The organism is Nostoc cf. commune SO-36, assembly GCF_023734775.1.
GTDB classification, from domain to species: domain Bacteria; phylum Cyanobacteriota; class Cyanobacteriia; order Cyanobacteriales; family Nostocaceae; genus Nostoc; species Nostoc commune_A.
Window position 1 is genome coordinate 2,437,342 of sequence record NZ_AP025732.1, and the last position, 13,221, is coordinate 2,450,562.

The 13,221-nt window shown below is 42.5% G+C and carries 10 protein-coding genes and 2 pseudogenes; 6 read left to right on the forward strand and 6 right to left on the reverse strand.

Annotation, left to right across the window (positions count from 1 at the left end; genetic code table 11):
• Positions 1-5 precede the first annotated feature (5 nt).
• The 4 genes from ANSO36C_RS10670 to ANSO36C_RS34825 all read right to left on the reverse strand — a co-directional run bounded on the left by ANSO36C_RS10670 (position 6) and on the right by ANSO36C_RS34825 (position 3,277).
• Positions 6-206: a hypothetical protein gene (locus ANSO36C_RS10670; RefSeq protein ID WP_251959507.1), complete on the reverse strand. Its 201-nt coding sequence runs from the start codon at positions 204-206 to the stop codon at positions 6-8.
• Positions 207-219: 13 nt separating this feature from the next.
• Positions 220-1,485, reverse strand: a complete 1,266-nt coding sequence (locus ANSO36C_RS10675; RefSeq protein WP_251959508.1) for a glycosyltransferase — start codon at positions 1,483-1,485, stop codon at positions 220-222.
• Between the two features lie 372 nt (positions 1,486-1,857).
• Positions 1,858-3,123, reverse strand: coding sequence for a glycosyltransferase family protein (locus ANSO36C_RS10680; protein WP_251959509.1), 1,266 nt, complete (start codon positions 3,121-3,123; stop codon positions 1,858-1,860).
• Positions 3,083-3,277, reverse strand: coding sequence for a winged helix-turn-helix domain-containing protein (locus ANSO36C_RS34825; RefSeq protein ID WP_410174688.1), 195 nt, complete (start codon positions 3,275-3,277; stop codon positions 3,083-3,085). The genes ANSO36C_RS10680 and ANSO36C_RS34825 overlap by 41 nt, the downstream gene beginning before the upstream one ends.
• On the opposite strand from ANSO36C_RS34825, the gene ANSO36C_RS10685 reads away from it, so the two are divergent.
• On the forward strand, positions 3,199-3,642 hold the full coding sequence (locus ANSO36C_RS10685) for a hypothetical protein (protein ID WP_251959510.1): 444 nt from the start codon (positions 3,199-3,201) through the stop codon (positions 3,640-3,642). The two genes, ANSO36C_RS34825 and ANSO36C_RS10685, sit on opposite strands and share 79 nt — an antisense overlap.
• 21 nt (positions 3,643-3,663) lie before the next feature.
• On the opposite strand, the gene ANSO36C_RS10690 is transcribed toward ANSO36C_RS10685, so the two are convergent.
• On the reverse strand, positions 3,664-3,999 hold the full coding sequence (locus ANSO36C_RS10690) for a XisI protein (protein WP_251959511.1): 336 nt from the start codon (positions 3,997-3,999) through the stop codon (positions 3,664-3,666).
• A pseudogene (locus tag ANSO36C_RS10695) lies at positions 3,987-4,403 on the reverse strand (XisH family protein). Before ANSO36C_RS10695 ends, ANSO36C_RS10690 begins: the two are co-directional and overlap by 13 nt.
• Positions 4,404-4,660: 257 nt before the next feature.
• On the opposite strand from ANSO36C_RS10695, the gene ANSO36C_RS10700 reads away from it, so the two are divergent.
• From ANSO36C_RS10700 to ANSO36C_RS10720, 5 genes and pseudogenes are all read left to right on the forward strand, one after another.
• A complete protein-coding gene (locus tag ANSO36C_RS10700) occupies positions 4,661-4,915 on the forward strand; it encodes a hypothetical protein (protein WP_251959512.1) in 255 nt (84 codons plus the stop codon).
• Positions 4,916-5,074: 159 nt separating this feature from the next.
• Complete coding sequence (locus ANSO36C_RS10705; RefSeq protein WP_251959513.1) at positions 5,075-11,164, forward strand: eCIS core domain-containing protein; 6,090 nt, start codon at positions 5,075-5,077, stop codon at positions 11,162-11,164.
• 10 nt (positions 11,165-11,174) lie between these two features.
• A complete protein-coding gene (locus ANSO36C_RS10710) occupies positions 11,175-11,591 on the forward strand; it encodes a DUF2262 domain-containing protein (protein WP_251959514.1) in 417 nt (138 codons plus the stop codon).
• Positions 11,592-11,831: 240 nt separating this feature from the next.
• Positions 11,832-12,900: pseudogene (locus ANSO36C_RS10715) on the forward strand (ISKra4 family transposase).
• Positions 12,867-13,046, forward strand: a complete 180-nt coding sequence (locus ANSO36C_RS10720; protein ID WP_251960504.1) for a hypothetical protein — start codon at positions 12,867-12,869, stop codon at positions 13,044-13,046. The pseudogene ANSO36C_RS10715 and the gene ANSO36C_RS10720 overlap by 34 nt, the downstream one beginning before the upstream one ends.
• Positions 13,047-13,221 lie beyond the last annotated feature (175 nt).

Genomic DNA, 13,221 nt, shown 5'->3' on the forward strand with positions numbered 1-13,221 from the left:
CCGTTCTAATTTGGGGATAGCTGGAGTTGATGAACAACAACATTAGCTAAATCTGCGGGTAATTCTCCCCCAATCTGAGTAGCAAATAATGTGACTTGGCTACCTTGCTTTTGCAACGCTCGAATCACCTCTTGGACATGAATCGAGCATCCTTTTTGACCAAATACAGGTATACCCGGATCAGCACAAATGTATGCAATTCGCATTTTCACACCTCCTTTACGTTTTTGCGCCTACTTTGCGAGTTCCGCTTGCGGTATGCGTGAGAAATAATTTCCGTAAAATTGCAGTATTGCGATGAATATCAAACTCAGACTCAATTAATTGCCTAGCCTGGGTTGACAACTTAACCCGCAAAGCAGAATTTGTGATAAATTGCCCAAGTGCGATCGCTAATTGCTCGGCATCATGTTGTGGCACAATCAACCCAGTCTCCCCATCACGCACCAATTCAGGAATACCCGTCACATCAGTACTTACACAGGGAGTTCCCAAAGCCATAGCTTCGAGTAAAACTGTAGGTAGTCCATCCCGATTACCATCTTTGCCAATGACATAAGGTGCGGCAAACACAGCAGATTTTTGTACTAATTGAAACACCTCATTTTGCGGACGCGGGCCGACAATTTCCACAATAGATTGCAATTCTAAATCTATAATTTGCTGACGCAAGGTCAATTCTAAAGAACCTGTACCGACAATTTGACACTGAAACTGATAATTTCTCTGCTTGAGAATGGCACAAGCATCAATCAAAATAGATAGCCCTTTCTTCTCAATTAACCGACCAACTGAGATAATTAATGGCGGACGTTCAGCCGGAGAGGAATATTGTAATTGTCGTAAATCTAAACCGTTGTAAATGCGCTGAACTTGCTTTGTGGCTAAGTTATATGTATTGTGCAGATATTTAAGATTATAGTCACTAACAGTTACGACACTAGCCGCATCCTGTAGCTTACGTTGCATATCTTCAAATTCCACGGTTTCATGAAATATGTCTTTAGCATGAGCCGTAAAAGTATAGGGAATGCCTGTAAAGTGAGATGCTAGCCGAGCGACACTAGTAGCCACAGTCCCAAAATGAGCGTGTAAATGAGTAATGCCTTTGATTCGAGCTTCTCGTGCTAACCATGCGGCTTGGTAGACAGTGCTAGCTTGTTCACCTTGAGCAAAGGCTAGTTTTGGCCAAAAGTCAGGGATAACCTTACTCGCTTCTTGTAACTCTGCCCAAAAATAGCTAGCGGCTGTAGGTGCGAGACTATTGAGTGATTCACTAACTCGCCCTTGAATTGGCCTCCGAATATAACTTACAGGCGCACGCACTTGGGAAATAATATTTTGAAAGTGAGTATCACATAGTGGTCGTAAGGCGAAAATTTCTATATCTAAGCCAGCCGCTTCATGAGCCAAAATTTCATTGACGACAAAGGTTTCAGAATATCGGGGATAACGTTTGAGAACATAACCAATACGGATTGACATAATTCGTAGTTCGTAATTCGTAATTAATGAGGTAATACCAATTCTCTGTGAAGTTGCACATTATTTTGACCCCACCCTAACCCTCCCTTTGCAAAGGGGAGGGAACTAGATTTCCGGTCTCCCCCCTTTCCAAGGCTACGGTGTATACACAAGTCTGAAATAGCTGATTAACCAGGGTTTTACCCCACCCTAACCCTCCCCTTGGAAAGGGGAGGGAACTAGATTTTCCGGTTTCCCCCCTTTCCAAGGGGGGATTAAGGGGGGTAATTTGACCGTAGTTACCAAGGGAAAGTGACGCAGGCGGTGGAGTTTTTTTATGCGTCTTCATAAAGAATTGGTATAAAATTTTTGCCTTTGACAAATGACAAATGACTAATGACAAATAGCTGATATGAAGATTTCATTAACGAATTGGGGAATGCGGGTAAGTCCTTTGAGATCGACAAAATTACGGACTTGTGGTGACTCTACCTTAAGCGTTAGCCAGTTGCTTAATGCCGCAGGTGTCAGTTGATGTGGTTGTAATACATCAATTAAGCCAAGTGCTTGTAATCGTTTAGCACGGATTGATTGTTCTTGTCGGGGTTTGATGCGGGGTAAAATTAGCGATCGCTTTGCAAATGACAACAATTCACAAGTTGTATTGTAACCACCCATTGCAATCACACGTTCGGCTTGATTTAGTAACAGCGTTGGCTCGGCTAAATATTCCAACACGCGCAAATTGTCACGTTGCGCTGCATAATTCTGGAGTTTATGCCTTACTTCTCGCGGCATAAACGGGCCTGTTAAGATGATACCGTTCATCTCTGGTGGTAGTTCAGCATAAGCAAATGTTTCTGCTAACTGCGCTCCGTCTTGTCCGCCTCCCACTAAGCACAATACCAATCGTTCACATGGCAAATTGAGCGATTTAAATGCTTGAACGCTGTCTAAATCCAGATGTTTAAGGCGGCTGCGTTGGTCAAGATAGCCAGTGTAGCGGAATTTGGCAACAGTTTTTGGCTGGAAATGATACTCTTTTGCTAGGTCATAGATGTTGCGATCGCCATACACCCAAACCTGATCATAGTAAGCTTGAATCGCCTCTTCATTAGCTGCTCGCTTCCAATCTCGACGCACAGAAGCGGGTTCATCTAAGATATCCCGTAAACCTAAAATGCAGTGTGTTTTTCCTTGAGTACGCAAGTAATCTAGAGTTGGATCTAGCTCTCTGACTGCTCCTCGCGGTACATTATCCACAATAAAAATATCCGGTTTAAATGTTTTGATGGTGGTGAGAATAACTTGCGATCGCAGTGTAATAATTTCCTGCAATGATAGATCCAATCTTTTGGCGTGATATTGCCCATCAATACTTTTACGCAAAGCCGGGAGCGTCAAACAGTCTACCCCTGGAGGTGTTGGTACATTGCTGGCATCTCGAATGCCACTAATCATTAAAACATCCGTTTTTAGGGGTGAACATCCTAAAGTTTGAGCAATCAACAAATTACGGCGTTTATGTCCTAGCCCCATTGTGTCGTGGGAATATAAAGCAATACGCCACTTCCGATTATGTCCAAGACGATGTTCGTCCATGCTCCAAACCTCAATTTCAGCGTTTGGATATCGAGCTTGAAGAAATTTCTGCTTCAAATTCAGTTTTTTTCCAATTTTTTTGCTCAAAGCTATCGCTCATCCCATGTTCTGGTCGAGGAACACGCAACCTATATGTCATTTGTTGTAGATACTCCCATCTTCTGTGCCGAGTTATACCTTTTCCTGTCAGCTCACTTAACAAATCTGCCATTTTACGACCATTCCACAACCCACCATCTGGTGCTTTGTCTTCCAGTACCTACCACAGTTGCGGTTGTTGCACATCTGTTAAGTTTGGTTTTTTACCTGGGTTATGATGCCGTTGGTCTTCTAGAGTGCTGGTGCCATACTGATTATAGCGTTTTATTAACTGGTAAATTCAGATTCTCGTATATCCTGTTACTTGCGCTATCTCCTGCGGTGTTTTTCCCGTCGTTAATAACCAAATTATTTGGTAATGGCTGCGTTGTATTGCTTCTGTCGCCTAACGCTCCAATACAAAGGCAAGAGTTTAAATTTAGTGCGATCGCCTGTTGTGTTTTTGTGAATGCGATCGCTGCTATGACGATAAAATAAGAGTGCGATCGCGATGTGTCGTTAAAAAACTCCATAGCCCGTATATTCCCGCATTTCAGGAGATTGAAATCCTAGAACAATATCATCTTTTGGAACTCCTCGCTCTACAAGTTCTTGAGCCACTCTCATTTCCGTCATATTCTGCTCAATCGAAATTTTTCCCTGTTTAATATCCAAATGTAAAACACAACCATAGACTCGCCGATGACCATCCCATCCTACATTCATAACCATGTAATGGTCTTGTTTTGTATCAAAAACAGTGTAACAATCAATCTGACCATTGGCTATTGGGATAGCAGCATAAGCCGTCAACAACGACTGAATGATATGGCGATAAGATTCTAGGGTATCCATTGTACAATTACCTCTTGAATTGGGTCATAAATAATTTGTTTAATCTCATATCTCTCTACAGATATTTGGGCAAATTCCCGCTTGAAAAAAGCTTCATAAACACCTACAGGCACTGCCAAATAGAGAATGCGAGTTGGATCGCTGATTTATAAGGCAAGCCGATAATTCAAAAACTGTCCTAACGCAGCATGATAATCTGTTAGTGGTGAATCACTCAGAAACGTTTTAATCTCAACTGCAATTTTTTGTTCACCTCGCTCTGCTGCTAACAGTTGCTCTGCACCTAAATCTATTTCAAACTTAGTTCCGCCAACTTCTAGTCGCAGAGGATCATCGGTTATCTTCCACTGCTCCTTTTCTAAAGCAATTCTAACCACAGCATGAAATTTATCTTTAGCTGCCATCGTTAACTTTTTCTGATTTACTTAACATTTTAGTGTGATCACCTGATCTTGTAACGACTGTCTTAATAGTCAAGCAATCCCTTATGTAAAATGGTTAATGACCGTGCGATCGCCTGAACTTGTAGGATGCAAAACGCGATCGCTACTCTTATAAAGTGAGTTAACGAAGTGCGATCGCTTCGTTAGTTTAATCCTCGAAAATAGTCCTATTATTTAATGCAGAAGCTGCTACAGACTGCGCGATACACCAAAACGTGATGGCGGAAGCTGCTACAGGGAAAGCGGAAGCTACTACAGGGAAAGCGGAAGTTACTACAGGGAAGGCGGAAGCTGCTACAGGGAAAGCGGAAGTTACTACAGGGAAAGCGGAAGTTACTACAGGGAAGGCGGAAGCTGCTACAGGGAAGGCGGAAGCTGCTACAGGGAAGGCGGAAGCTGCTACAGGGAAGGCGGAAGTTACTACAGGGAAGGCGGAAGCTGCTACAGATGCGATCGCATCTCTTTTAGATTGAGTAAATGGACATTAAATTGCCCGATACTATAGAATCGGTTTCCTAAAAATTTAGACTTTGGGCGAATTGTGTTATTAGTGCGATCGCAGTACCCTATATATAGTGATAATAACCAGCAAGTATTTATCTTAGCGACTGATTAAGCATCAGGAGAAGTAAATGACAGAACGCGTAAGTCAGTCCAAAAAAACTACTACAGGTTCCTTTTCAATACCTGCACTCAAACAACCGACGCGCGGTTTCGGTTTAGACTCTCCTGGTGCTTCCTCCCAAACAACTTCATTGGTGCAACCCCTTAACAAACCTCTAGTCCACGACATTAGTCGAATATCACTGCGTTCACAAACCAAACTCACCGTTAACCAGCCAGGAGATGTTTACGAGCAGGAAGCTGATAGAGTAGCAGGGCAGGTAATGCAGACGATGAGCGAACCTGTAAGCAAACAATCTCTGCAACGGGAAGAATTGCCAGAGGAAGAAGAAGAATTACAGATGAAATCCTTGGCAGGTTCCAATATTTCCCTGCAACGGGAAGAATTGCCAGAGGAAGAGGAAGAATTACAGATGAAATCCTTGGCAGGTTCCAATATTTCCCTGCAACGGGAAGAATTGCCAGAGGAAGAGGAAGAATTACAGATGAAATCCTTGGCAGGTTCCAATATTTCCTTGCAACGGGAAGAATTGCCAGAGGAAGAGGAAGAATTACAGATGAAATCCCTGGCAGGTTCCAATATTTCCTTGCAACGGGAAGAATTGCCAGAGGAAGAGGAAGAATTACAGATGAAATCCCTGGCAGGTTCCAATATTTCCTTGCAACGGGAAGAATTGCCAGAGGAAGAAGAAGAATTACAAATGAAATCCTTGGCAGGTTCCAATATTTCCTTGCAACGGGAAGAATTGCCAGAGGAAGAGGAAGAATTACAAATGAAATCTCTGGCAGGTTCCAATATTTCCTTGCAACGGGAAGAATTGCCAGAGGAAGAGGAAGAATTACAGATGAAATCCCTGGCAGGTTCCAATATTTCCCTGCAACGGGAAGAATTGCCAGAGGAAGAGGAAGAATTACAGATGAAATCCCTGGCAGGTTCCAATATTTCCTTGCAACGGGAAGAATTGCCAGAGGAAGAGGAAGAATTACAGATGAAATCTTTGGCAGGTTCCAATATTTCCTTGCAACGGGAAGAATTGCCAGAGGAAGAGGAAGAATTACAAATGAAATCCCTGGCAGGTTCCAATATCTCCCTGCAACGGGAAGAATTGCCAGAGGAAGAGGAAGAATTACAAATGAAATCTCTTACTGCTTCACCTCAAACAGTAACTGGGATACAACCCTTAAACAAACCTCTCACCCACGACATTAGTCGAATGTCACTGCGTCTACAAACAAGACTCACAGTTAATCAGCCAGGAGACATTTACGAACAGGAAGCTGATAGAGTAGCAGGGCAGGTAATGCAGAGAATGAGCCAGCCGGGAACTCGCCAGTCTATTCAAAGGGAAGCTTTACCAGAGGAAGAAGACCAATTGCAAATGAAATCCCTGGCAGATTCCATTACTCCTGTAGTACAGCGTAAAGGTAGAGGGGGGACAGCAGCAACATCAGAGTTAGAAACTTCTATCCAACAAGCTCGTGGAAATGGGCAGCCGCTTGCAGATGATATCAAGCAACCAATGGAGCAAGCATTTGGGGCTGATTTCGGCACTGTCCGGGTTCATACTGATGCTCAATCTGATAGACTCAATCAATCTATACAAGCCCGTGCTTTTACCACAGGGCAGGATGTGTTTTTCCGTCAGGGTGAATACTCTCCTGAAAGTAATACAGGCAAGGAATTACTAGCCCATGAGTTGACGCACGTTGTCCAACAGAATGGTAGTGCAGTACAGCCTAAATCCCTTCATCTAGCACGAAAAGAAAACAAACTTCAGACAAAAGCTATACCGACAACCTCTGCGGTGTCTCGGCTACCCATTCAACTGCGGGAGAATTCCCAAAAACCAGCCGAGGAAGATAACCAAAAAAATTTAGAAGCTGTAGAATCCCAAACTGATACAAAAAACGGCGAACAACAAAATCAGGCTACGACAAAAAAAGATCAAGCTACTGCCACACCTCCAGATGATGGAGGCAATGCGGCAACAGATCCACCCCCAACAAAAAAGGTTGATGTAGCAGTAACTCAGAAACAGGCTGAGGGAAATCAACAAAAACAGCCTGAGTCAAAAGATACTAAAACTAATACAGAAAAAGCAGATTTACCACAGCAAGCTAAAAACCAAACGGCATTACCAGGAGGAGACACAGCATTACCAGGAGCAAATGCAGGTAAAGCGATCGCAGCATTACCAGGAGCAAATACAACTAATGCAGCAGTTGGTAGTAAAGCGATCGCTGATGATGGTAAAAAAGCTCCCACTTGCCCTGAAGATGACCCAGCATTTCAAGCGGTAGCCAGTACAACAAAAGAGGTTGCTGGACAAGAGAAAAAACACCCACCTGCCAATAGCAAAGCCCAAGAAGCCCAAGCAGCAGCACAACCCCCAGGTAATGAAGTAGACAGCAAAGCGCAGGCTAATCAAGTTGGTGAGATGCAACAAGCCCCAACACCAGGATTTGACGCTGCCGCCTTCAAAGCCAAATTGATGGAGCGCATTGCTGATATGGCTCCCAAGAACTTGGAAGAGGCGGACAACTTTAAAAATAACAACAAACTTGACTCTGTGAAAGGCGATTTGAGTGGCCAAGTCAAAGAAGAACAGAAAAGTTCTCAGGGTCAGTTAGAAGAAAAAACTAAAGAAAAACCTGATGCCAGTGGTGTTGAGGCTAAACAAGTAACACCACTGCCAAAAAATGAGCCAGGGACACCGCCAACAAGCGTTGATGCAGATAAAGCCGCACCCAAATCTAAGGGACAAGGTGAAGTTGAAGCACCACTGCAAGAAGACAGTAAAAAACTTGACCAGCAGATGCAAGAGGCGGATGTTACCGAAGAGCAATTGGCAAACTCCAATGAACCGGAGTTTCAAGGGGCACTCGCAGCCAAAAAAGATGCTCAAACCCACGCTGTGGAAGCGCCGCCACAATATCGCCAGCAAGAGCAAGGGATACTCGCAACTGCTCAAACTACGGCCGAAGCCACAGCCCAACAGCATCTGCAAGCAATGCACGGTATCCGTAACCAAAACCTGGGTCAGGTAACAGAACACCAAGTGGGAGCCAAGGGCAAGGATGAGCAAGCACGGGCAAAAGTTGCTGGTGATATTAATAAAATTTATGACAGTACCAAAGGCAAAGTTGAGAAAACCCTCAGTGAACTAGACGGACAAGTCATACAAGCCTTTGATAATGGTGCTGCGGAAGCCAAGAAAGCCTTCGAGGATTACGTTGGCAAGCGGATGGACAAATATAAGAGCGATCGCTATGGCGGCATTTTAGGCCCAGCAAAATGGGTGTGGGACAAATTGTTTGGTATGCCCTCAGAGGTGAACGCTTTCTATCAAGATGGTCGTCAGCTTTACATCAATCAGATGAATGGTGTAATTAATAATGTCGTGGACATTATTAGTAAAGGACTGACCCAAGCCAAAGCAGAAATTGCCAGTGGGAAGTTGGAGATTCAGAATTATGTTAACCAACTGCCGCAAGACTTAAAAGGAGTTGGTCAACAAGCCGCCGCAGACATTGACAGCAAATTTGAAGAATTGCAACAAAGTGTTGACGATAAGCAAGATGAGCTAATTGACACCCTAGCGCAGAAGTATAAAGAGAACTTAGAAGCTGTTGATGCCCGCATTGAAGAGATGAAGGAGGCAAATAAAGGTTTTATTCAAAAAGCTTTCGACTTCATCGTGGGAGTCATCAAGACGATCATCGAACTGACCAAAATGCTTTTGGAAGTGCTAGCGCGAGTTGCTGGGGTAATTGGGCAAATCCTCAAAAACCCGATTGGTTTCTTGACTAATTTGATTCAGGCGCTGAAGCAAGGCTTCCTCAACTTCATGAATAATATCGGGAAGCACCTCCAGCAAGGATTAATTGGCTGGCTGACAGGCACAATGGCAGAAACTGGTATTCAAATGCCAGAAAACTTAGACATCAAAGGGATCTTTAGCCTAGCAATGCAGCTTTTGGGCTTCACCTATGAAGTAATTCGCGCCCAAGCCGTGAAAAAATTGGGTGAAGAAAAGGTCGGCCGCTTGGAACAAACTGTTGATGTATTTCAAGTCTTAGCCAGTGAGGGAGTGGCTGGGATGTGGCAGTTTGTCCAAGAGAAGATGGGCGATCTCAATGCCTTGGTGATTGAACCCATCAAGAACTTTATCATTGAAAAGGTGATTACAGCCGGGATTGAGTGGGTTATCAGCTTGTTAATACCGGGTGCAGGCTTCATTAAAGCTGCTAAGGGGATTTATCAGATTGTCAAATTCTTTATTGAACGCGCCCAGCAGATTGCCGATTTAATTAATGCGATACTGGATGCGATTGCTGCGATCGCTAGTGGTGCGATCGATCAAGCAATCAAAGGTGTTGAAAATGCCCTAGCGAAATCTTTACCAGTCGTCATCAGTTTCCTAGCAAGTCTTTTGGGCTTAGATGGAATTGCCGGCAAGATTCAGGCAATATTCCGCAAACTGCGGAAACCGATGGAAAAAGCAGTTGATTGGGTAATTGATAAAGGTGCGAAGGCGTTTAAGAAAGTTGGTAACAAGGTTAAGAATAGCAAGTTTGGTAAGAAGGCTGGAGAAGTGAAAGATTCGGCGAAGGAGAAATATAAAGCCGGTAAGCAGTGGGTTGAAGATAAAAAAGAAGCTGGTCAGAATTGGGTTAATGATAAGAAAGCAGCAGCCGAACAGTGGGTTAATGACAAGAAAGAGGGTGTTAGTAACAAGTTTAAAAATAGCAAGTTCGGCAAGAAGGTAGGAGCGGTTACAGAATCAGCGAAGGAGAAATATAAAGCTGGTAAACAGTGGGTTGAGGATAAGAAGCAAGCTGGTAAGCAGTGGGTTGAGGATAAAAAAGAAGTTGGTAAGCAATGGGTTGAAGGCAAGAAAAAATCCGTCAAGGATAAGTTTGACAAGTTTGGGAATAAAGTTAAAGATAAGTTTGACTTTGGCAAAGATAAAGAAAAAGGAAAGCAAGGTAAGCCTGACCAAAAGAATCAACAAGAGAATAGTAAGGACAGTAAGGGAAAAGGCGAAAAGCAGCACCAGTTGCTAGCCCAACAAGCAGTGTCAGAACTCGAAAAAACAGATGGTAAAACGAAGGACTATCAGAGCATAAGAGCAGAAAAACAAGCACAGGCAAAACAGATTGAGAAGTTATACACACAAAAGCTAGAGAAGGGCATTAAGCTCACTGTTCGTTTTGAGGATGCTGCAAAGGATGAGAAGGATGGAGACCTAGATTTTAAGGTTGTAATTGCGCCGAATGATACAACAATAGAAGGTGCAGTCCAAAATAAAGCCCAACCTAACGATGACTTGAGCGAGGATGAAGACCATAAGAATGCAGATGGAGATGCTAAAGAAGAACTAGTAGAACTTGAAGATTTAGATTTATCTGAAATTAAACTAGGAGATGGGGGACTACAAAACTTCTTCAAAAAGTTTGTACAACAAGTAGAGAATGGCAAGTATAGCGACGTAGCAAACAACGAAAATTTATATTTGGAATGGTATTCCTTAGCTGTTTTGACTCGTGATAGGTTTAAAAAGCTTTTGGAAAAATACTCAGAGCAACCTCTCGCTAAGAAATCGTCGTCAAACAAATCTTATAGCAACAATAGCTACAGCACCTATTCACGCCCTAACAACGGCAAAAATAACCATCTACAGATGAAACGTAATGGCAACACAGAAAGTTATCAAAAAGAATACAATACTGACAACTATGATAAGTTTGAAGAGATAACATATACAAGAGATGGTGTAGGGAACATAAATTTTTCCAATGTAACTCGGCAAAAAACTTGGACAAATCCTGTAAACGTCCAAACCAATGTTCAACTTAACAAAGGATTACGAAATAAACAATACGGACTCACAAAAAGCGGGATGAAGATACGTCTTGCTGATGGTAGTCGGCCTCAACATTTCTCGATAGCCAATCGGATAATGGGATATTCGGATGCTGGAAGTCCTGATAAGTGGACGTGGCATCATAAGACTACAAAATATGAAATGGTTCTGGTAGATCGTCAAGTACACCGGAAGCATGGACACAATGGAGGAATTTTATTATGGAAATAAGGAGAATATCATGGTAACTATCAATGAATTTCAATATGATTCTGAATTTAATTGGTACGAAGGAAACAGCGAAATAAATGGAATTCAGACTAAAATTTATGTATCAGATAAAGAGGTTAAAGAAGTTGAAGTATTAAATAATCGGGTTAATGAAGCAATAGATTGGGTCAAAAATGATTTTGAATTAATCAAAAAGTACTGTGCTGATAATTTGCTGGAATTAAAAAATGAAAGTTGGGCAGACACTGAAGAGGAAAAAGTAAGTGAAGATGAATTCAAAGATTTATTGCTACTAGAATCCCTAAAAATTGAATCTGACGGAAGATTAGAATTAATATTTCAAGATGGTGACTTATTTTGGGGACATTTAATAGTTGTAAGAAGTGATGCAGACTATAAACTCAATTATGCTGATATTGAAGGATAAAAAGGTATATTGAGTTAATTTTAACCCTGGTAAAAACCCGAACTAACCCTACACGACTCCTCCCAATCTCCCCTAACCGTTCGCGCGATCGCCATTGACCAAGTTTAGCGGCTGATACCCTTGGATGTAGTTTAGGGAGATAGTAAGATTTTGGGAAGTGCGATCGGGAGCATCCACTTTTGGAAGATATACAGATTTTAGGAGAAAATAACAGACAGAAAGAAGCGTGAACCAGGAATCATGAACCAGGATAAACAAGAACGGCTCAAAGCGTGCTTACAAGAAGTGGCAACATTGTTGTATGAAGAAGCAGACAAAAGTAAGCTAACAGACCTGGAAGGCATAGAAAAAACAGTTCGCAGTCAAATATTAGAACTAGTTAGCCCAGAAATAGCCCTTTTTTTATCGAACAAAAAACTGGAACAAAAGTAGGTAAAACCAGGAAAATTAAAAGCTTGGTGGGGGAACTGACTCTTAAAGCCAAACAGTTACAGAAACTGGGTTTGAAGCCCAGAAGTCGGTTAAGCCCATTACTTCAAAAGTGTTGTTTGAGGCTGTCAGCTAACGAATCATACCAAAAAGCAGAAATTGAAGTTGAGGCATTGACAGGAGTGAAAGTGGGTCACTCAACGCAACAAAAATTAGTACTGTCACAAGATTTTGAATTACCACTTGCAAAACAAGCAGTTTCAGAAGTCAGTGTAGATGGGGGAAAAGTCCGACTCCGGGGTAAACCGAAAGCCGGGTGTCACTGGCGAGACTATAAAACCGTAAGACTACAAGGAATTTACTATAGTGCGTTTTTTGATGACAACCAATCATTAGTTGATTATGTCAATAGCCAGCGTCTGGTTAACCCATTAGTATGCTTGGGGGATGGTCATGATGGCGTGTGGAATTTAGTCAAAGAGTTTGGTAAAACAGAGCATTTTCAGCGTTGGGAAATATTGGATTGGTATCACCTCAAAGAAAATCTCTACAAAATTGGCGGTTCTTTAAAGCGGCTTAAAGTTGCTGAAACTCTTTTGTGGCAAGGTCAAGTCGAAGAAACTAAAGCTTTATTTCATAATCGTCGAGGCAAACAGTTAAGAACTTCATCGCTTATCTTGAAAAACATCGCTCTCGCATTGTCAACTACAGCTATTACCAGGCTGAACAACTTTGTTCTATTGGTTCTGGTGCAGTCGAGTCTGCTATTAAACAGATTGGAGCTAGGATGAAAATTTCTGGCGCACAATGGAATGTTGATAGTGTTAATCAAATCCTCTCAGTTCGTTGTGCTTATCTCAATGGTTTACTGGCTATTTGAGTATTTCTGCCAAAACTGGATGCTCCCGTGCGATCGCGCTTGACACCAATCCAATTGATCATGGTGCAATCAGCACAAAACCCAAATGCGTTGCCTACGGCGGCTCCTTTGGAGCATCGCTCGATCCTGGCTTGGCAGTGGGATAATGTGTAGAGCGATCGCGCCTTTTAGTCTTATAATCGAACCAGTGAACGTCAAAGAGAAGTTAACAAAGCAAGTTCTCCCGAACCTAGTTATCTTTTCCGTGCTGATGATAACTACAACATAAGCGATGCTGTAGGATTCGAGCTAGACAGTGAAGAAGCTACAATAGCAGATATT

Bases quoted from the DNA above. Each gene is read 5' to 3' on its own strand.
- ANSO36C_RS34825 (WP_410174688.1), bottom strand. From the start codon at position 3,277: ATGGCAGATTTGTTAAGTGAGCTGACAGGAAAAGGTATAACTCGGCAC.
- ANSO36C_RS10710 (WP_251959514.1), top strand. From the start codon at position 11,175: ATGGTAACTATCAATGAATTTCAATATGATTCTGAATTTAATTGGTAC.
- ANSO36C_RS10685 (WP_251959510.1), top strand. From the start codon at position 3,199: ATGTCATTTGTTGTAGATACTCCCATCTTCTGTGCCGAGTTATACCTT.
- ANSO36C_RS10705 (WP_251959513.1), top strand. From the start codon at position 5,075: ATGACAGAACGCGTAAGTCAGTCCAAAAAAACTACTACAGGTTCCTTT.
- ANSO36C_RS10675 (WP_251959508.1), bottom strand. From the start codon at position 1,485: ATGTCAATCCGTATTGGTTATGTTCTCAAACGTTATCCCCGATATTCT.
- ANSO36C_RS10670 (WP_251959507.1), bottom strand. From the start codon at position 206: ATGCGAATTGCATACATTTGTGCTGATCCGGGTATACCTGTATTTGGT.
- ANSO36C_RS10700 (WP_251959512.1), top strand. From the start codon at position 4,661: ATGGCGGAAGCTGCTACAGGGAAAGCGGAAGCTACTACAGGGAAAGCG.
- ANSO36C_RS10690 (WP_251959511.1), bottom strand. From the start codon at position 3,999: ATGGATACCCTAGAATCTTATCGCCATATCATTCAGTCGTTGTTGACG.